At 69.2% G+C, this 18,754-nt stretch carries 15 protein-coding genes; 7 read left to right on the top strand and 8 right to left on the bottom strand.

Translation table 11 applies throughout. The features are described from left to right. Positions 1–141: 141 nt before the first annotated feature. The 4 genes from ACFVMC_RS07145 to ACFVMC_RS07160 all read right to left on the bottom strand — a co-directional run bounded on the left by ACFVMC_RS07145 (position 142) and on the right by ACFVMC_RS07160 (position 6,176). Positions 142–3,111, bottom strand: a complete 2,970-nt coding sequence (locus ACFVMC_RS07145; RefSeq protein WP_379207625.1) for an MMPL family transporter — start codon at positions 3,109–3,111, stop codon at positions 142–144. Then, the gene (locus tag ACFVMC_RS07150; protein WP_379207627.1) at positions 3,111–3,833 is read right to left on the bottom strand and encodes an NYN domain-containing protein; all 723 of its coding nucleotides are present in this window, start codon (positions 3,831–3,833) and stop codon (positions 3,111–3,113) included. The genes ACFVMC_RS07145 and ACFVMC_RS07150 overlap by 1 nt, the downstream gene beginning before the upstream one ends. Next, positions 3,833–4,639 carry a tRNA (guanosine(46)-N7)-methyltransferase TrmB gene (gene trmB, locus ACFVMC_RS07155; RefSeq protein ID WP_379207628.1) on the bottom strand — a complete coding sequence of 269 codons (807 nt, stop codon included), beginning with the start codon at positions 4,637–4,639 and terminating at the stop codon, positions 3,833–3,835. The genes ACFVMC_RS07150 and trmB overlap by 1 nt, the downstream gene beginning before the upstream one ends. Positions 4,640–4,715: 76 nt before the next feature. Further along, positions 4,716–6,176, bottom strand: a complete 1,461-nt coding sequence (locus tag ACFVMC_RS07160; protein WP_379207630.1) for a lipase family protein — start codon at positions 6,174–6,176, stop codon at positions 4,716–4,718. Positions 6,177–6,386: 210 nt separating this feature from the next. Between ACFVMC_RS07160 and ACFVMC_RS07165 the strand changes: the two genes are divergently transcribed. The 5 genes from ACFVMC_RS07165 to ACFVMC_RS07185 all read left to right on the top strand — a co-directional run bounded on the left by ACFVMC_RS07165 (position 6,387) and on the right by ACFVMC_RS07185 (position 12,282). Next, positions 6,387–7,169, top strand: coding sequence for an SDR family oxidoreductase (locus ACFVMC_RS07165; RefSeq protein WP_379207631.1), 783 nt, complete (start codon positions 6,387–6,389; stop codon positions 7,167–7,169). Positions 7,170–7,244: 75 nt separating this feature from the next. After that, on the top strand, positions 7,245–8,381 hold the full coding sequence (locus ACFVMC_RS07170; RefSeq protein ID WP_379207633.1) for a hypothetical protein: 1,137 nt from the start codon (positions 7,245–7,247) through the stop codon (positions 8,379–8,381). Next, entirely contained in the window at positions 8,368–9,876 is a 1,509-nt protein-coding gene (locus ACFVMC_RS07175; RefSeq protein WP_379207634.1) for a hypothetical protein, read from the top strand. Before ACFVMC_RS07170 ends, ACFVMC_RS07175 begins: the two co-directional genes overlap by 14 nt. Positions 9,877–10,033: 157 nt before the next feature. Then, a complete protein-coding gene (locus ACFVMC_RS07180; protein WP_379207636.1) occupies positions 10,034–11,866 on the top strand; it encodes a phosphoenolpyruvate carboxykinase (GTP) in 1,833 nt (610 codons plus the stop codon). Between the two features lie 182 nt (positions 11,867–12,048). Then, on the top strand, positions 12,049–12,282 hold the full coding sequence (locus tag ACFVMC_RS07185; RefSeq protein WP_379207637.1) for a hypothetical protein: 234 nt from the start codon (positions 12,049–12,051) through the stop codon (positions 12,280–12,282). Here the strand turns inward: ACFVMC_RS07185 and ACFVMC_RS07190 are convergent. Next, positions 12,279–13,724, bottom strand: a complete 1,446-nt coding sequence (locus tag ACFVMC_RS07190) for an aldehyde dehydrogenase (RefSeq protein ID WP_379207639.1) — start codon at positions 13,722–13,724, stop codon at positions 12,279–12,281. The genes ACFVMC_RS07185 and ACFVMC_RS07190 overlap by 4 nt on opposite strands. Positions 13,725–13,994: 270 nt before the next feature. On the opposite strand from ACFVMC_RS07190, the gene ACFVMC_RS07195 reads away from it, so the two are divergent. Further along, positions 13,995–14,234: a hypothetical protein gene (locus tag ACFVMC_RS07195; RefSeq protein ID WP_379207641.1), complete on the top strand. Its 240-nt coding sequence runs from the start codon at positions 13,995–13,997 to the stop codon at positions 14,232–14,234. 4 nt (positions 14,235–14,238) lie between these two features. On the opposite strand, the gene ACFVMC_RS07200 is transcribed toward ACFVMC_RS07195, so the two are convergent. Further along, a complete protein-coding gene (locus ACFVMC_RS07200; protein ID WP_379207642.1) occupies positions 14,239–14,985 on the bottom strand; it encodes a class I SAM-dependent methyltransferase in 747 nt (248 codons plus the stop codon). Positions 14,986–15,121: 136 nt separating this feature from the next. Beyond that, the gene (locus ACFVMC_RS07205) at positions 15,122–15,268 is read right to left on the bottom strand and encodes a hypothetical protein (protein WP_379207644.1); all 147 of its coding nucleotides are present in this window, start codon (positions 15,266–15,268) and stop codon (positions 15,122–15,124) included. A gap of 259 nt (positions 15,269–15,527) precedes the next feature. Between ACFVMC_RS07205 and ACFVMC_RS07210 the strand changes: the two genes are divergently transcribed. Then, on the top strand, positions 15,528–16,703 hold the full coding sequence (locus tag ACFVMC_RS07210) for a glycosyltransferase family 4 protein (RefSeq protein ID WP_379207646.1): 1,176 nt from the start codon (positions 15,528–15,530) through the stop codon (positions 16,701–16,703). Here the strand turns inward: ACFVMC_RS07210 and ACFVMC_RS07215 are convergent. Continuing rightward, complete coding sequence (locus tag ACFVMC_RS07215; protein ID WP_379207648.1) at positions 16,700–18,748, bottom strand: hypothetical protein; 2,049 nt, start codon at positions 18,746–18,748, stop codon at positions 16,700–16,702. The two genes, ACFVMC_RS07210 and ACFVMC_RS07215, sit on opposite strands and share 4 nt — an antisense overlap. Positions 18,749–18,754 lie beyond the last annotated feature (6 nt).

Consider the following 18,754-nt stretch of genomic DNA (forward strand, 5'->3'; position numbering starts at 1 on the left):
TGGTGAACTCGCCCGACAGGCGGGCGAGCAGCTTCGGATCGATGGCTGTGGTCATGATCCAATGCTCGGGCTCGGCCGAGATCGAAACATGAGTAGAAGCACTTACCGGGGATTCGATATCTACTCGAATCCCCGGTGCGGTCACTCCTGTTCGCGGCGGCGCAGCAGCTCGTTCACGCTGACCGTGCGCCCGTCACCACCGGCGTGGCGGCCGGGCTCGGCATCGGCGATACGACGCCGTGAGGACCGCAACTCGGCCATCCAGTTCTCGATACTGCTGCGGCTGTCATCCGGATTCACCTCGGCTTCGGGCGGCGCGGCGTGGTGGGTCGGCTGCGGTGCCTCCGGGTCCGGTGTGAACGGCTCGGTATCGACCGGCTCAGGCGCGGGCGGCACCGAACGCGACACCTCGGGCGAGGGCACCGGCGGAACCGCGCGCGGACGCGTCGGATCCGGCGCGGATGGCATCGGAGCGGGCCGAGGGGGCGTCGACTCCGGTCCGGTCGACACCGGCGGTACCGAGCCGGGCGGCACGGTGCCGTACTGCGCCGGTGTGGCAGGCAACTGCACACCGGGCACCTGCGGCGCGGCCGGGCCTTCGTCCATCCCCTTGGGCGGCAGAATCCGCGGATTGCGCGGTGGTACGGGCGGCTGCACCGGTTGCGCGAGCGGCTGGGCCGACTGGTGCGGTTGCGCGGGCTGCGTGGGCGGCTGTGCCGGTGGTGCCGACTGGGCCGACGATTGCACCGGCGGAACCTTGTCCAGCCGCTGAGTCGGGGCTTCCGCCTCGATCTCGGCCACCGTCCGCGGCCGGCGCGGCGACTTCGGCCGCTTGCCGTCGTCCACCACCGGCATCACCATGGTCACCGGATCGGTGACCGGCGTGGTCTTCACCAGGTCGACGAGTTCGCCACCGCCGGGCCGTTCGTCGTCGAGGATCGGCTCGCCCAGCCCGATCTTGGCCTGCACCTTCTTCATCCACTTCGGCGCCCACCAGCAGTCGTCGCCGAGCAGTTTCATGGTGGCCGGCACCAGCAGCATGCGCAGAATGGTGGCGTCGATGAGCAGCGCCGCGACCATGCCGTAGGCCAGGTACTGCATCATCACCAGGTCGGAGAACGCGAACGCGCCGACCACCACGAGCAGGATGAGCGCGGCCGCGGTGATGATCCGGCCGGTCTGCGCGGTGCCGATGCGCACCGCCTCGGTGGTCGACGCGCCCTGGGCGCGCGCCTCCACCATGCGGGAGAGCAGGAACACCTCGTAGTCCACCGACAGGCCGTAGACGACGGCGATGATCAGCACCAGGATCGGCGACATGATCGGCTGCGGCGTGAAGTTCAGCAGGCCGGAGCCGTGGCCGTCGATGAAGATCCAGGTCAGGATGCCGAGCGTGGAACCGAGCCCGAGCGCGCTCATCAGCGCGGCCTTGATCGGCAGCACCAGCGACCCGAAGGTCAAGAACATCAGCAGCATGGTTACCGCGAGGACCAGCGCGATCATCATCGGCATCCGGTCGACCAGGGCGTCGATACTGTCCTTGGTCATCGACGGTGTGCCGCCGACGTACATCTGCACGTCGTCGGGCAGTTCCATATCCCGCAGATATTCGATGGTGGGGTTGTAGTTCTCCGAGTCCGCCAGGGTGGCGGTGGTGCGGTAGACAGCCGGATCGATGGTGGAGTGCGACGGGACGCCGAACTCACCTGGCTGTCCGGGCGTCGAACTGGCCAGGCCGGGTGCGGCATTGGCGGCCTTCCACGCTTTGCCGACGCTGGCGCTGTTGTCCGAGACGAACACCAGCATGATCGGGTCGGTCTTGCGCAGCGGGAAGGTCTCGTCGAAGTGCTGCTGCGCGAGCCGGGTCGCGTTGTCCGGCGGCAGATAGCGTTCGTTGATGCCGCCGAAGGCCAGGTTCTTCACCGGGATGATGAGCAGCAGCAGGACGATGGTGATCGGTACCGCGATCTTGAGCGGGTGCTGCATCACCCAGCGGGTGGATCGGCCCCAGAACCCGTTCTCCACCTCTTCGGCGGTCTTGGTCTTGCGGAACGCCTTGAGCCCCAGCCAGTCCACGCGCTTGCCGAGGATGGCGAGCATGGCGGGCAGGATGGTGATCGAGGTGAGCGCGGCCAGTGTCACCGTGGCGATGGCGCCGTAGGCGATCGATTTCAGGAAGCCCTGCGGGAAAAGCAGCAGACCGGCGAGGCTGGCCACGATCATGGTGGCGGAGAAGACGACGGTGCGGCCCGCGGTCATGACCGTGCGGCGGACCGCGGCCTTGGTGTCGTAGCCTTCGGCGAGTTCCTCGCGGAAGCGGCTCACGATGAACAGGCCGTAGTCGATGGCCAGGCCGAGGCCGATCATCGAGACGATATTGCCGACGAAGTTGTTCACCTCGGTGAACCGCGTCAGGAACATGACGATGCCGTTGGCGCCGATGATGGTCAGGCCGCCGACGATCAGCGGGAGCCCGGCCGCGACGACGCCGCCGAAGATGAAGAACAGCAGCAGCGCCACCGCCGGGAAGGCGATGACCTCCATGCGTTTGGAGTCGTGGGCGATGGTGTCGTTGAGCGTGCCCGCGACCGGTTGCAGACCCGCGACCTCGGTGTCGATGCCCGGGATCGCGAAGACGTCCTTGACCGCGCGATAGTTGCGCACCATGTCGGTGTCGTTGTCCCCGACGATGGCGATGGCGGCGAAGGTGGACTTCTTGTCCTTGGCGCCGAAGACCGCCGGTTGTACCGCACCGGTTTTGGTCGGCCAGTAGGCCCCGATGACCTTCGCGATTTCGTTCGGGTACTGCTCGGGCAGCCGGTTGAGGCTCTCGACGATCTTGTCCCGGAACTGCTCCGGGTCGTCCTCGATCGTCTTACCCGCCGCCGGGGTGTACATCACCAGCACGTCGCTGTTGTGATCGCGTCCGTAGGACGCGTCGGCGATGCGTGCGGCCTGGCTGGACTCCGAGGTCGGATCGTCCCACCCGCTGGAGCTGAGATGGTCGTTCACGCCGAGGCCGTAATAGCCCAGCGCGAGCAGAGCGGCCACGACGACGCCGATGACGGCGAAGCGCAGCCGATGGACCAGATCGCCCCAGCGTGTGAACACTAAGCGACTCCTTGGGCGGGGCGAGAGGTGAGCAGTGCGGACAGCGGCCGGAACGGCTGCAGCCACGCACCCTCGTCGGGCAACGAGTCGAGACTGACCCGGGGCAGTGGTTCACGGAACACACCCGGGATGTCCTCGAGATCGATGAACTCGAGGGTATCCGATGTGACCGCCCAACTCGCGTGCTCACGGAACCCCAATACTTGTACGGGGATACCGTGCGCGGCAAGTTTTTCCAGTGGTTCGCGGAAAGCCTGGCCGTCGGCCGAGGCCACCATGATGCCGGCCAGGCCGGCGCCGCGGCTGCGTAGCTCGATGTGGGCCAGCATGTCGGCGTCGACGTCGGAGTCCTCGTCGACCTTCGGCTTGGCGAAGACCGCGTAACCCACGTTGCGCAGCGCCTCTACCCACGGCCGCACCACGTCGGCGGTGCCGGGCGCGATATTGGTGAAGACGGTGGCTTCGGGTTCGACGCGGCCGCGGCTGCCGACGGACAGCTCGGCGGTACGCGCGAGCAGCCAGCGGCCGAGCGCGTCGAAGCGGGGGCGGTAGGCGGCGGTCGGTCTGCCGCCGAGGATGGCGCCGAGGCCCATATCGAGATTCGGCGCGTCCCAGACGAGCAGGACCCGCCGGATGTCGGGCGTGGACACGGACAGTCCTTCGGGGCCCTGCACCTCCCCGGCAACATCGGCGACCTCGGCGGCCATCTCACTGGCGATCATCATTCGATCTTGCCCCATATGAACTCGGTGATGGCGCTTCCGGCACGATGTGCCTTGCCTTCGAATTTCGTGACGGGGCGGTCGAACCCGATCGGGGCGGTGTCGCGATGGTCGGCGCTGACTCCGCCTGTGGTCTCGTTCAGGCCAGTGAGCTGGGCTTCTCCGGCGCCGACCGCGGCGATCCATTCGGCGTAGTCGGCGTGGTCGGTGGCGACGTGCAGCACGCCGCCGGGTCGCAGCCGGCTGGCGATAAGTGCGAGGGTGGCGGGCTGGAGCAGGCGGCGCTTGTGGTGGCGCGCCTTCGGCCACGGGTCCGGGAAGAACACTCGGACGCCGGTAAGCGAATTCTCCGCAACCATGTGTTCGAGTACGTCGACGGCGTCGCCGCGCAGCAGGCGGATATTGCCGATGTCCTCACGTTCGATGCGCTGCACGAGCTGGGCCAGACCCGGCTGGTACACCTCGATGCCGATCAGGTTCAGGTGCGGTTCGGCCTTGGCCATTTCGGCGGTGGCGGTGCCGGTGCCGCAGCCGATCTCGATGACCAGCGGCGCGCTGCGGCCGAACCAGGCGTCGGCGTCGAGTAGTTCGTCGCCGACCGGGCGGCCGATGGTGGGCCACATGCGATCCCAGGATGCCTGCTGATTCGGGGTCAGCGCACCGCGCCGGGAGCGGAAGCTGGTGACCCGCGGGTAGAGGCGGGAGCCGGTGGTCGAGCGGCGTCCGGCTTCGAGCGGGACCGAAGCTGTGGACGGCCGCGGAACCGACTCGTCAGTATGGTTGGCGGCGTCGTTCACGCGTCCCATTGTGCCTGCTGGCCCGCCACCTCGATTATTCAGGCCGGATCGAGCCGTGGGCGCGCGATATCGACGGTCGCCGGGATCAGGCCGCACGCTCGCGGTGAACCTGCGGCGTTCGGGTGGTCTCCGGTCCCAGCGGCTGACCGAGGACGCAGCGCGCCGCGGTGCTCGCCATGTCCACGACGCCGCGCAGGCCGGCCGGGGAGGCCAGCACCGACCACACGGTGGTGTCGGCGTTCGCGGTCGCCGGATGACCGGCGAGGCGATCGGCCAGCCAGGCCAGGCTGATCGGAGTGCCGAACACCAGCATGGAGAAGTGCTCGCTGAGCCGGTCGCGGACATAGGTGACGGTCGCGCCGCCGTCGCGGTAGCGGGCGACCTGCCCGTCCACCCCGTCCATGTGGATGACCTGGTCGTGGACCGGCTGCACCACCAGCAGCGGACAGTCCGGGGTGGTGTTGCCCAGGCGCAGGTCGTCGAACAGATCGTGGAATTCCGGGGTGTCGAGCAATCGCTCGAGTGGCTCGCCGGTAAGGAAGTCGCCGAGCCGCTGGTTCGCGAGGCCGAGGATCGAGCCGAGCGGGGTCGAGCTCTGTGCGTGCGCGATGTATTTCAGCCCGTCGGCGCTGAGGCCCTCGCGGACCACCGCGCCCAGCACGGGATACAGCTTGTGCAGCGCGGCGATGACCACGGCGGGCAGCCCGGCGTAGGCGCCGCCGTTCAACCGCTGGAACACCTGGCCCGGATCGCCGACGGGTGCGCCGAGCGCGGCGCCGACCAGGTTCAGTTCCGGCGCGTAACCGGGAGCCATCTCGGCCAGCCAGGAGCTGGCCATGCCGCCGCCGGAGTAACCCCAGGCCGCGACCCGGGTCCGGGGGTGCAGGCCCAGCGGCGCGAAGGCCAGTGCGGCGCGGACGCCGTCGAGCGCGCGGTAGCCCGGTTCGCGGGGCGCGCCGAAGTTGCCGTGCGGCCCTTCGTGATCGGCAATGGAGACCGCCCAGCCCCGGCGCAGCGCGTTGGCGACCAGCAGCCACTCGAACTGGGTGGCCGAGCCGATCGCCCGGGCACCGCGCCGCAGCGCGTAGGAGGGCGCGCACTTCTCGGTGACCGCGTCCATGGCGGTCTGGAAGGCGAGCAGCGGCCGGGTGGGGTCGGGTGCGGCGCCCGCGGGCAGCAGCACGGTGGTCACCGCGACTTCGGGTGCGCCGTGCAGGTCGGCGCTGCGGTAGAGCAGCTGCCAGGCCGAAACCCGTTGCGGGATCAGGCCGAACAGGGCGGGTTCGATCTCCCGGCTGCGCAGCACGGTGCCGGCGGGGCGGTTGGCAAATCCCCGTGGCGGCCGGTAGAACGGGTCCGCGCTGGGCAGCGGGGTGCCCTTGTTCGCCAGTAGCTGCGCCGAATCGAGGAGGGCGCGCGCGGAGTTGAGCACGATCCGCGCGGAGTTCAGGGTGATGTCGGCGAGCGTGCCGCGGGCGGGCGCCGGGTCGATCCGATGCTCGCGCAGGTGTTTCGGCGCGGTGCCGGCGCTGGCGTCGCTGCTCATCACAACCCTCCCCGCCCACCCGGACGGGCGGACTGCTTGTTTATCGGCCCAGCTTCGAGGTCTGTTCCGGCGATCGGCGAGAATTGTGCATTTAGTTCGAAAATGACTGGTGCGCACGGTTACTCGGGTTGAACCCCTGGAGAGTAAGGCCCGGGCAGGGTATCTGTGAACCCTGGTAATAGGGCGGGTGCGCGGCACTAGACTGCGGCCATGAACTCACCGACGGTGTTCATCACCGGTGCGGCGGCGGGCATCGGCCGGGCGACCGCCCTGCTTTTCGCTGCGCACGGCTATCGGGTCGGCGCCTACGACATCGACGAGGTGGGGTTGACCCGGCTGGCCGCGGAGATCGCGGAGGCGGGCGGCACGGTGCAGACCGGCGTCCTGGATGTGACCAACGCCACGCAGTGGTCCGAGCGGCTGGCCGAGTTCCACGGCGCCACCGGGCGGCTCGACATCCTGATCAACAACGCGGGCATCCTGCGCGCGGGCGCCTTCGAGGACCTCGACCCGGCCGTGCACCGCGCGATCATCGAGGTCAATGTGGTCGGCGTCCTGAACGGCACGCACGCCGCCTTCGGCTATCTGCGCGACACGCCTGCCTCGCAGGTGGTGAATCTGTGCTCCGCGTCGGCGATCTACGGCCAACCCGAACTGGCCAGCTACGGCGCCTCCAAGTCCGCGGTCAAGAGTCTGACCGAGGCGCTGGATCTGGAGTGGGAACGCCACGACATCCGGGTGATCGCGATCTGGCCGCTCTTCGTGTCCACCGGCATGGTCGAGGGCGTGCGCACCGGCACCACCGATTCGCTGGGCGTGCACCTGACCGCCGACGATGTGGCCGTCGGCATCTGGGACGCCGTGCGCAAACGCGGCCGGCTGCCCAAGGTGCACTACGAGATCGGCGTCCAGGCCAAGCTACTGGCCACGGCCGGCAAACTCGCCCCGGGCTGGGCCACCCGCACGGTCAACAAATACCTGGCCAGACGCTGAGCGAAAGCGCGTGGTCGGCGCGTGCGCCCGCGCCGGGTCTGACAGAATTGCGCAGCGAGAAGGGGGTATGGAGCCTTGCCGACAGCGACCGAATTCAATGGGCAGCCGCGGGAGCGCGGAGTCCCGACACGGGAACAGGATCAGCTCGACCAGCTGCTTGTCCAGTTACAGGCGTCCGGGGCAGATCCCCAGATCGGCTATCACGCGGGCGTGGCGGCGAATTCGTGGCGGCGCCCGCCGCGCATCCAGGTCACCGGCCGGGCGCATTCGGGCCGCACCACGGTGCTGCACGCGCTCGCGCTCATGTCGGCCGCGGAGACCGGCCCGGTGGACGAGCCGGGCCAGCCGGATCCGGTGATCGACGCCGATCTCGTGGTCTACGTGCTGTCCGGTTCGCCGTTGCCCGCCGATCGCCGCGTGCTGGATGAACTGCCGCGTGAACGCACCGTGGTGGTGCTGAACAAGGCCGATGCCATCGGCACCCGCTGGGGCGACGCCGTCTACGCCGCCGATCAGTACAGCCGCGAACTCGGCCTGGTGGTGCTGCCGGTGGTGGCCTCGCTGGCCGTGCGCACCCGCGCCGGCGCGGTGACCGATCCCGAACTGGCCGCCCTGCGCCGGCTCGCCGAGAGCGGCGATCCCGCGCTGACGCTGTCCTCGGATCTGTTCGTCTCGCCCACCCTGGGCCCGGATGTGGCCGAGCGGGAACAGCTGCTCGAACGCTGGGACTTCTACGGAATCACCTGTGCGCTGGGCGCTTTGCGCCGCGCACCCGACCTGTCCGGTCATCAGGTGCTCCAGATTCTGCACGCGGTCAGCGGCATCGATCCGCTGCACCGGCTGCTGCACCGCCGCTACGAGCAGGTCACCGCGCTGCGCGGCGGCGAGCTGCTCGACGAGCTGGCGCGGCTGGCGGCGCGCGCCGTCCCCGGCGTGCACGGCCGGGCCCGCGACCTGATCGAGGACTACCTCGACAGCGACGACGCGATGTGGACCGCGCTGTGCGCGGGCGTGGCCAATCCGGCGATCGCCCACCTGGCCGCCGGGTATCCGTCGCCCGCACCGGCCGACGCGGATGACGCGCTGTATCGGGCGGAGCGCTGGCGCGCGGTGGTGTCCAGCGATATGTCCCCGGCGGCGCGGCGCGCCGCGCTGCGCGCGCACAACGGGTACGTCCGGCTATGGGAGCGAATGAGCAGTGCCGGACTCTGATCCCGGAGCCGACGCGACCTTGCCGCCCGAGGTCGAGAAGGTGGTCGCGCGGTGGAATCCGCAGGGCGCGGCGCTGCTGCAGGCCATGCGGACCGGCGGCGCGGCGGCGACGGTCAGCCTGATCGGCCCCGAGGACGCCAACACCAGGCTGTTGCGTACCGAGTTGGCGCGATTCGAGCCCCGGATCGCTCTCACCGATCCGATGCCCGATCCCGGTGCGGCGGTGGAGCAGACCTCGCCGTCGGGTGTCGCGCCGCATCCGGTCGCCCTGGTCCTGTTGGACGCGGGCAACACCCTCGGGACCGGCACGCTGGAGTTGTTGCGCCGGCTGCGCGCCGAGGACATCCGAATCCTGCTCGCCATGAACGCGATTCATGCCCATGGTGACTGGCGTTCGGTGCGGCAGCACAATCTGGAACTGCTGGACGCACACGATTTCGGCGACCTGGACATCATGCCGGTGTCGGCGAAACTCGCGGGCGCGGCCCGGGTCACCGACGATGCCAGCCTGCTCGATCGGTCCGGCCTGACCGCGCTGCACGCGGAGCTGACCGCCGCCGCGGCCGGCGGCCCGGGCGCGGGACGATTCGCCGCTGTCACCACCCGGGTGCTCACCGACACTCGCGAGCGCATTCTCGGCCAGGTCGCGAAGCTGCGCGCCGGAGCCGAGGTGGATCAGTGGCGTGCGGAGCGCGCGACGCTGCTGGCCGGGCGCGACGGGGGCCGCGCCTCGGTGATGGCGGCGCTGCGCGGCCAGTTGCACCTGGCCCGCGTCGATCTGATGACCGAGGTCGGAGCGCAGGTCCGTTCGCTGCACGTGGCCGCCCGCGCCGAACTCGACCGGCTGCGCCCGCAGGAGCTGGACGGTTACCCGGAGCACCTGCAGCACTCCGTTCTCGATCTGACCGGGACCGTGGACCAGAAGATCGAGAGCCGGCTGGCGGTGCTGGTGGAACGGCTGGACGGCGCCTCCGGGCTGCCGCATGTGCGCCGTGATCCGGCCCCGCGGGTGGGCCCGGAACCCGAGCCGCGGCATCGAGGTGTCGAAGATCACTTGATGATCGCGCTCGGCGCGTCGGCCGGTGTCGGCCTGGGGCGGCTGCTGGTGGCGCCGCTGGCGTTGGTTCCGGCCCTGGATTTCGCCAGCATCCCGGTAACGCTGCTGCTCGGCGGGCTGGTCGCATGGTGGGTGGTGCGCGCCCGGCGTCAGGTCGCCGACCGCGCGCACGTGCGGCAGTGGGTCGCCGACGCGCTGGTGAATGTGAAGGCCCAGCTGGAGCAGCGTGTCGCCACCGGATTGGTGGAATCGGAAACCGAGCTGGCCGATCAGGTGGTGCGGGCCAGTGCCGCGCGGATCCTCGAAACCGACCGTCGCGTGGCCGAATTGGAGGCGCGGATCCGCCGGGCGGGGTCCGAGCAGCCCGGGCAACTCGCCGCGTGCCGACGCGATGTCGACACGCTGGATCAGCACCTTAGGCCTGTTGATCCGGCCTAAGAGTGGGTAATAGAAGAGCACCCGATTCCGTACTGGTCGTCATATCGCGTTAACCTCTTAACAGGAACCTGGGCGTCCGCTTCGTCCTTTGCGCCGCTCAGCGCGCTGCACGGCTGGTCGTAGCGGGAGCCTTACCGTCCATTTCAGGAGAGTTTTCATGACCTCAGCGACCATTCCTGGTCTTCGTGATTCCGACGGCAAAGCGCCGACTGAGCACAGCGAACTACTCGCCTGGGTACAGGAAGTCGCAGAACTCACTCAGCCGGAGCGAGTGGTCTGGGCGGACGGTTCCGACGCCGAGTGGGATCGACTAACCACTCAACTCGTCGACGCGGGCACCTTCAAGAAGCTCGACGAGAAGAAGAAGCCGAATTCGTTCCTCGCGTTATCCGACCCCTCCGATGTCGCCCGGGTCGAATCGCGCACCTACATCTGTTCCAAGACCGAGGCCGACGCCGGTCCGACCAACAACTGGGTCGATCCGGCCGAGATGCGCGCCACCATGACCGAGCTGTACCGCGGCTCGATGAAGGGCCGCACCATGTATGTGGTGCCGTTCTGCATGGGCCCGCTGGGCGCCGAGGACCCGAAGCTCGGTGTGGAGATCACCGACTCCGAGTACGTCGTGGTGTCGATGCGCGTCATGACCCGGATGGGCGCCGCGGCGCTGGCCAAGCTGGGCACCGACAAGCCGTTCGTGAAGGCGCTGCACTCCGTCGGCGCGCCGCTGGCCGAGGGTCAGGCCGATGTGCCGTGGCCGTGCAGCGAGACCAAGTACATCACCCACTTCCCGGAGGATCGCGAGATCTGGTCCTACGGTTCCGGCTACGGCGGCAACGCCCTGCTCGGCAAGAAGTGCTACTCGCTGCGGATCGCCTCGGCGATGGCGCACGACGAGGGCTGGCTGGCCGAGCACATGCTCATCCTCAAGCTGATCTCCCCGGAGAACAAGGCCTACTACGTGGCCGCCGCCTTCCCGTCGGCCTGCGGTAAGACCAACCTCGCCATGCTCCAGCCGACGGTTCCCGGCTGGCGCGCGGAGACCCTGGGTGACGATATCGCCTGGATGCGGTTCGGCGAGGACGGCCGCCTGTACGCGGTCAACCCGGAGTTCGGTTTCTTCGGTGTCGCGCCCGGCACCAACCACAGCTCCAACCCGAACGCGATGGCGACCATCGACGCGGGCAATACCGTCTACACCAATGTCGCGCTGACCGACGACAACGATGTGTGGTGGGAGGGCCTGGAGGGCGAGCCCGACCACCTGATCGACTGGAAGGGCAACGACTGGTTCCTGCGGGAGACCGAGACCCTGGCCGCGCACCCGAATTCGCGCTACTGCACCCCGATGTCGCAGTGCCCGACGCTGGCGCCGGAGTGGGACGACCCGCAGGGTGTGCCGATCTCGGCGATCCTGTTCGGTGGCCGCCGTAAGACCACCATCCCGCTGGTGACCGAGTCCTTCGACTGGCAGCACGGCGTGTTCATGGGCGCCACCATGTCCTCCGAGCAGACCGCCGCGGCCGAGGGCAAGGTCGGCACCGTGCGCCGCGACCCGATGGCCATGCTGCCGTTCATGGGCTACCACGTCGGTGACTACATGAACCACTGGATCTCGCTGGGCAAGAGCGCGGACGCGACCAAGCTGCCGAAGATCTTCTACGTCAACTGGTTCCGTCGTGGTGACGACGGCCGCTTCCTGTGGCCGGGCTTCGGCGAGAACTCCCGTGTGCTGGAGTGGATCGTTGGCCGGATCGAGGGCACCTCCGAGGGCGAGGCCACCGCGATCGGCACGGTGCCGCATGCCGCGAACATGGATCTCGAGGGTCTGGATGTGAATCCGGCCGATGTCGACGAGGCGCTCGCGGTGAATGCCGAGGAGTGGCGCAAGGAGATCCCGATGATCGAGGAGTGGTTCGAGTTCGTCGGCGACAAGCTGCCGTCGGGCCTGCGCGACGAGTTCGAGGCGCTCAAGCAGCGTCTGGGCTGAGTCCGACCCGGCCGCGAACACGCCGACCGCCCGCACCGTTTCGGCAACGGTGCGGGCGGTTGTCTTCGGTTAGCCAGATGGTGTCCTATGCTTGCGCCGACCGGCCGATGACGGCCGTCCAGTCCGGATGCTGAGGATTAGCTATCCGCCTGAACTGCTTCCAGACGAGAGGTGGTTTGAGCATGACCGATCTGGAGTACGGCGGACCGCGGATCCCGATGGTCACGGGTCTGGAACTCGCTGCCGCGAGCACGCCGCTACGTCGGGCCGCGGGGCGGCTACAGGCGGCGCTGCCGCCCGGCTGGCGCGTCGAATTCATCGACGCGCAGGCGCCGGACGGTCAGCCCTGCCTGCGTGTGGTGCAACCGGAATGCGGGCGCAAGAGCATTCGGTCGGGGTGGTGGCCGGGGACCTAGCCGGTCCAGCCCAGCGGCATCAGCAGCGACTTCTGCTCGCAGAACGCGTCGATGCCCTCGGGGCCGTTCTCCCGGCCCAGACCGGAGTTCTTGTAGCCGCCGAACGGTGAGCTCGGGTCGAAGGCGTACCAGTTGATCGCGTAGGTGCCGGTGCGCACCTGAGCGGCGATTTCGGCGCCGTGCTCGATATCGGTGGTCCATACCGAACCGGCCAGGCCGTACTGCGAATCGTTGGCGATCGCGATGGCCTCGGCTTCGGTCTCGTACGGAATCACCGCCAGCACCGGGCCGAAGATCTCCTCCTGCGCGATGGTGGACTTGTTGTCCACGTCGGCGAAGATGGTCGGCTCGACGAACCAGCCGCGCTCGACGCCCTCGGGCCGGCCGCCACCGAGCACCAGGCGGGCGCCCTCGGCCTTGCCCTTGGCGATGTAGCTCTCGACGCGGTCGCGCTGAGTCTGCGAGATCAGCGGGCCCAGTTGCACGCTCGGATCGGACGGGTCGCCCATCTTCATCGTCTGCACGTGTTCGACCAGGGCGGTGACGATTTCGTCGTAGCGGCTGCGCGGCGCCAGGATGCGGGTCTGGGCGACGCAACCCTGTCCGGAGTTCATCAGGCCGGAGAAGGCCAGCTGCGGGATGGCCGCGGCCAGGTCGGCGTCCTCCAGGATGATCGCCGCCGACTTGCCGCCGAGTTCGAGCGAGACCGTCTTGAGCTGCCCGGTGGCGATTGCTCCGATTTTGCGGCCGACCGCGGTGCTGCCGGTGAAGGTCACCTTGTCGACATCGGGATGCGAGACGAGGTATTCGGCGACCTCGGCCTCGGCGGGCAGCACGGACAGCACGCCCTCGGGCAGGCCGGCCTCGGTGAAGATGTCGGCGACCATGTTCGCGGTGATCGGAGTCAGCGGCGCGGGCTTGAGCACCACGGTGCAGCCGGCCAGCAGCGCGGGGGCGAGCTTGTTGACGGCGAGGAAGAGCGGGACGTTCCAGGCGGTGACGGCCGCGACGACGCCGCGCGGTTCGCGGGTGACGCGGGTGGTGCCGAACATGCCGGTGCGAGTCTCGCTCCAGGGGAACGACTTCGCGAGCCCGGCGTAGGTGTCCAGCGCGGCGGTCGCCGGGATCTGGTTGAGCATCATGGCGAAGGTCTGCGGTGCGCCCATCTCCGCGGTGAGCGCGGCGACGAGTTCGGCGGAGCGCTCTTCGATCAGCCGGGCCGCGCGGGTGAGTACTTGGGCGCGCTCCTCCGGCGAAGTCTTGGGCCAGGGGCCGGAATCGAAGGCCTGCCGGGCGGCGGCAACCGCGGCGTCGACGTCGGCGCGTTCGACGACCGGGACGCTGCCCACCGGTTCCACCGTGGCCGGTGAGATGACCTGGAGGCGCTCGGAACTGGCTGGCGCGGTCCATTTGCCGCCGATGAACAAGCTGTCGTAATGCATGGGAACACGTTACAGTTTTATGGCCCACTTGTCTGTAACATGTTTCAGTTTCCTCGCGCGGCACCCGCTCGAGCTGCGGGAATTCCAACCCGTCGGTTCTCTTCTCGGAGAACGCACTATTGCGTTCTGTTGCTGAGGGGAGGATGCTGATAGCTACTGATCAGCTCGCTCGATTCTCGAAACCGAATGCAGGGGAGACGGGTCATGGCGGTGCAAGTTGTCGATCGGTCGGTAATGACCAGCGACCAAACTCAACATCAAGCGCGGAGCGTGGGTAGCGGGGGCTGGGTGGTCTCCTACCTGCCGGGTCGCACGCTGACAATCGAGCAGGCCACGGCCGCAATGCAAGCCGCGGAGGCGATCGCGTACGTGCGTGCGCTGGCCGACCTGGTCGGGCTCACCACGCTGGAGACGGTGGGCCTGGCGATCCAGGAATCCCCGTGGAGCGAACCGGTTCCCGGTGGCGCCTGCGCGAGACGTGGCTGGCGCCAAGGCTGGATCGGCGGTTAGCGAGCTACTTCGTCGCCACGACGACGAGATTGCTTACCAGTAACTCTCGCAGCAGCGGTACTCGGATCAGCCACCACGCCCACCTCGGGTGATAGCGCGGGAACAAGGCCCGGACATCGGCGGAAGTGCCCGCGGCCCAGCACAACCCGTCGGCGGCGCGCACCGCGAACAGTGACCGTCCGAAGCGGTTCTTCGGCTCCCGGCCGTGCTTGCGGCGGTATCGAGCGGCGGCGTACTCGCCACCGAGATAGTGCCAGGGCCCGGTCTCGTGGCCGCCGAACGGACCGTGCCAGACGGTATAGGACAGCACGATCAGACCGCCGGGCTTGGTCACCCGCACCATCTCGTCGGCCATCAGCCACGGATCCGGTACGTGCTCGGCCACATTCGAGGAAAAGCAGATATCCACGGCGTCGTCGCGGAACGGCAGGGCCATTCCGGAACCGCGCACCGCGCCCGCCGTGGTGAGCCCGGCGGCGTGCATCTCCGACGGATCCGGTTCCACCGGAATGTAAGTCGCGCCCGTCCGGGCGAATTCGTCGGCGAAGTAGCCGGGGCCGCCGCCGACATCCAGGACCACCGCGCCGGTCATCGCGCGGCCGCTGACCTCGCGGTAGAAATCCGCGATCATGTCCGCGCTGTCGGAGGCGATGCCGCCGTAGAACAGTGCCGGGTCGGTCTGCTCGAAGCGGAAACTGCTGAGCAGCCGCCACGACCGCCGTAGCGTCGCGCGTCGCGCGAATCGCGACATCGGCCGCCATCCCGGCAACGCGTTCGCCACCCCGGCGGACCTGATCTCAGCTCTCGGCACGACGGCAAGTCTCACATAACCGGCGCTACCGGCCCGGAGGGGCCCGGCCGCCGCGCGCGGCCGGGCCCGGCGGAGGTCAGCCGACGCCGCTGGAGGCGCCGCTGCCGGTCGAGGTCGAGGCGTTGATCAGGGCGAGCAGGATGCCGAGGAGGCCATCCATATCGCCGCCGGCGGCGCTTCCGGTCCCGGTGCCGCCGTCCGTTCTGGTTCGTACTGCTTTCATGGTGTCCTCCTCATCGATGTCGAGTGCGGTACCCGACCACGCCCGCCGGGTTCGGCGGGTGTGCGGGAGGTTATCCAGATCAGACTGTGAAATGTGTGTGTTTCAATAGATCCGACATGGCGCAATAGCGCCATCGAACACCATGACCGAGCAGGTGGGAGGGTTGCCGCGGGGATGCGGCAGGTTAAGGTGGACCGCGATATCGTGTTCCCGGCCGTCAGATCGCGGCCTGCACCTGACGACCGAGAGAAGCTCCACCGTGCGCGAAGTCCTCCTGCTCTGCTGGCGTGACACCGGGCACCCGCAGGGCGGCGGCAGCGAACGCTATCTGGAACAGGTCGGCGCCCAGCTCGCGGCCCGCGGCGTCAAAGTCACCCTGCGCACCGCCCGCTATCCCGGCGCGGCCCGACGCGAACACGTCGACGGCATCGACATCAGCCGCGCGGGCGGGCGCTACACCGTCTATCCACGCGCCCTCGCCGCCATCGCGCTGGGTCGGCTCGGCCTCGGCCCGCTGCGCGGCCTGCGACCCGACGCGGTGATCGACACCCAGAACGGCATCCCCTTCTTCGCCACCGCCGCCACCGCCGCGCCGTCGGTCGTGCTCGTGCACCACGGACATCGCGAACAGTGGCCGGTCGCCGGACGGCTGGTCGGGCGGATCGGCTGGTGGATCGAATCCCGGCTCTCCCCACGCGTGCATCGTGACCACCAGTATCTGACCGTGTCACTGCCGTCGGCCGAAGAGCTCGCGACGCTCGGCGTCGATCGAGCGCGCATCGCCGTCGTCCGCAACGGCGCCGAACCCGTGCCCGACGACGCGCCCACCGGCGCCACGCACACCCGCAGCCCCGAACCGCGCGTCGTCGTGCTGTCCCGGCTGGTGCCGCACAAGCAGATCGAGGACGCGCTGCACGCCGTCGCCCGCCTGCGCGACCGGATTCCCGGCCTGCGGCTCGACGTCATCGGCGGCGGCTGGTGGGCCGAGAACCTCCAGGCCGACGCCGCCGCGCTCGGCATCGCCGACGCCGTCACCTTCCACGGACACGTCGATGAACGCCGCAAGCACGAACTGCTGGCCGCCGGGTGGGTGCACGTCATGCCCTCCCGCAAGGAGGGGTGGGGGCTGGCCGTGATCGAAGCCGCGCAGCACGGTGTGCCGACGGTCGGCTACCGCAGCTCCCGCGGGCTCACCGACTCCATCGTCGACGGTGTGACCGGTCTACTCGTCGACGATGTCGCGCAACTCGCCGAGGCGATCGGTGACCTGCTCTCCGACGCTGCGGGCCGCACCGTAATGGGTGAGAAGGCGCGGTCGCGGGCGCGCGAATTCTCCTGGGAGCAAACCGGAAACGGCGTGTACGAGGTGCTGGCGGCGGCGGCGCGGGGCGAGCAGATCGCCGGGCTGGTCGGTGCGCCCGAGGCGGGCGTCTAGCCCGCTTTCCGGGCACCGACCAGTAGGCCACCGAGAAGCACTGCCGCCCACAGGATGTGGGCTGCGATCGCCAGAAAACGGTGCGCCGCATCGGTTTCGGTTAGGCGTGGATTCGGCACCCGATACAGCGTGAGCTGATCGTCACCGTAAACCGGATCGAGTTCGGCCAGCGTGGTTTTCGAGGCGCCGAGCGGACCCGGGGTGGTCCGCTCCACCAGCACCCAGCCGACCCCCAAGTCGGCCAGCCGGTGCACCGAACTGCCTTGCAGCAGAAGGCTTTCCACCTGCCGCGCCCGCTTGCCCTCGCCTGCGACCACCGCACCGCGCACCGGCAGCGCACCCGTCTGCAACACGTCCGCGGGCAGCATGCGCGGCGCCGGATCCAGCACCGGCGCCGTCCCGCTGTACGGAAACTTCCGGAACATGCCGCCGGGCAGCACCGCCACATCGCCCGGCCCATCGATCCACTCGACCACCTGGGCCCACCCACCCGGATAGCGCACCGGCCGCATCCCGCCCCCCACACCCCAGGCCAGATCCACCATCGGCAGAATCAGCAGCGCGATGAACGCCGCCGCGACCAACGCTGCCCCCGGTTTGTGGACAGCTGTGGACAATTCGGCACGACTGCGTTCGACTGGGGAATTCACCGCAGTCGCCGGGGATTCGGCAGCGCCGACCGGTGCGTCACTGGTCGCGCCCGGGCTGATCGCTGTCGGCGAGTTGTCCGCGGCGAGCCCGGAGGCCGATGTGGATGACTCGGTCGGCCCGCAGCGCGGAACCGTGGTCGTCGTGTCCGTGTCGGCCGATCCGCTGTCCGGTTCGGCGGCCGCGGTCGGCGGCTTGCCGAAGCGCCGCGCGAGGACGCGGCAGCCCGCCGCCGCGCACAGCGCATAGCCGGGGACGGCCAGCGCGACGTATTTCTGTGTGTCGCGCAGCAATCCGGCACCGGGGATGTGGATAACCATCCACTCCAGAGTGTCCCGGCCCCACCCGGTCGCGGCCAGCGCGGGCAGCGCCACGGCCACGGCCGCGAGCAGCAGCAGGGTTCGGCCGGTTCGGAGGTCGGCCGAAACAGTCGCGGCCGCAGGCGAATCCAGATGCGAGCCGTCGAGGGCGATACTGCCGACCCGGGATTCGCCGTCGGCTCGCGAGGTATTGCGAGCGATGACCGTGCGGAGGCCGGTGGCTACCAGGGCGAGCAGGATCGCCGTACCGATCAGGGCCAGCAGGGTGGTGCGGGATGCGGGGACGGCGTCCGCGTTCCAGATGCCGCCGAGTCCGGCGAGGCTGCCGAGGGTGCCCAGGCCGGGTTCGGCGCGGGCGGCGAAGGCGGCGATGCCCGCGGGATCCGAGGGCTCGGCGCCCGCACCGGACAGCGCGGTCGCGGTCAGCCATGGAGCGCTGGCCGCGGCCAGCAGCACGAGGGTGCCGAGGACACGACGCCGGCCGACCAGCACCAGGGCCGTGGTCCCGGCGAGGAGCGCGCCGGTCGGCGTGAGACCCGCCGCCGCGAAACTCGCCGCCAGTGCGCCCCACAGGGGAGCCCTCGCCCGCCATCCACAACGCTCACCAGGCTGTGGACAATTGTGGACCGTTCGCAGGCGGTGCGCGGCGAGCGCGGTCCACGGCAGCGCCGCGTACCCCGCCAGCAGACTCCAGTGTCCTTGCAGCAGCCGTTCGGCCACATAGGGATTCCACAGCGCCACCGTCGTAGCGACCAGCTGCGGCCCGACACCCACCCGCAGCAGCTCGCGCGCCAGCACCGCCGCGCCATACCCGGCCATCCACAGCGCGACCACCAGAATCGCCTTGACCAGCACCCCGCCATCCACAACCGGCGAAAGCACCGCCAACAGCCCGTCTTGCGGTACCGCCCGCGGCGCCGCATCCCCCAACCCGAGCGCCGAATCCGTCGAATACGACCGCGGCGTACTCACCGCATCCCGCAGCAGCAGATACCCGGACCCCAGTAATGGCCCGCAGATGACCAGCGTGAGCACCGCGCTGTACACACCCACCACGCGCCTGCTCCAGTCACCCACGCCTGG

Origin of the sequence: Nocardia sp. NPDC127579 (genome assembly GCF_042672005.1) — a bacterium.
Lineage (GTDB): Bacteria > Actinomycetota > Actinomycetes > Mycobacteriales > Mycobacteriaceae > Nocardia.

What these genes read in the sequence shown, in the direction of transcription:
- ACFVMC_RS07180 (WP_379207636.1), top strand. Translation starts at nt 10,034, where the DNA reads ATGACCTCAGCGACCATTCCTGGTCTTCGTGATTCCGACGGCAAAGCG.
- ACFVMC_RS07160 (WP_379207630.1), bottom strand. Translation starts at nt 6,176, where the DNA reads ATGAGCAGCGACGCCAGCGCCGGCACCGCGCCGAAACACCTGCGCGAG.
- ACFVMC_RS07165 (WP_379207631.1), top strand. Translation starts at nt 6,387, where the DNA reads ATGAACTCACCGACGGTGTTCATCACCGGTGCGGCGGCGGGCATCGGC.
- ACFVMC_RS07185 (WP_379207637.1), top strand. Translation starts at nt 12,049, where the DNA reads ATGACCGATCTGGAGTACGGCGGACCGCGGATCCCGATGGTCACGGGT.
- ACFVMC_RS07205 (WP_379207644.1), bottom strand. Translation starts at nt 15,268, where the DNA reads ATGAAAGCAGTACGAACCAGAACGGACGGCGGCACCGGGACCGGAAGC.
- ACFVMC_RS07200 (WP_379207642.1), bottom strand. Translation starts at nt 14,985, where the DNA reads ATGTCGCGATTCGCGCGACGCGCGACGCTACGGCGGTCGTGGCGGCTG.
- ACFVMC_RS07190 (WP_379207639.1), bottom strand. Translation starts at nt 13,724, where the DNA reads ATGCATTACGACAGCTTGTTCATCGGCGGCAAATGGACCGCGCCAGCC.
- ACFVMC_RS07150 (WP_379207627.1), bottom strand. Translation starts at nt 3,833, where the DNA reads ATGATCGCCAGTGAGATGGCCGCCGAGGTCGCCGATGTTGCCGGGGAG.
- trmB (WP_379207628.1), bottom strand. Translation starts at nt 4,639, where the DNA reads ATGGGACGCGTGAACGACGCCGCCAACCATACTGACGAGTCGGTTCCG.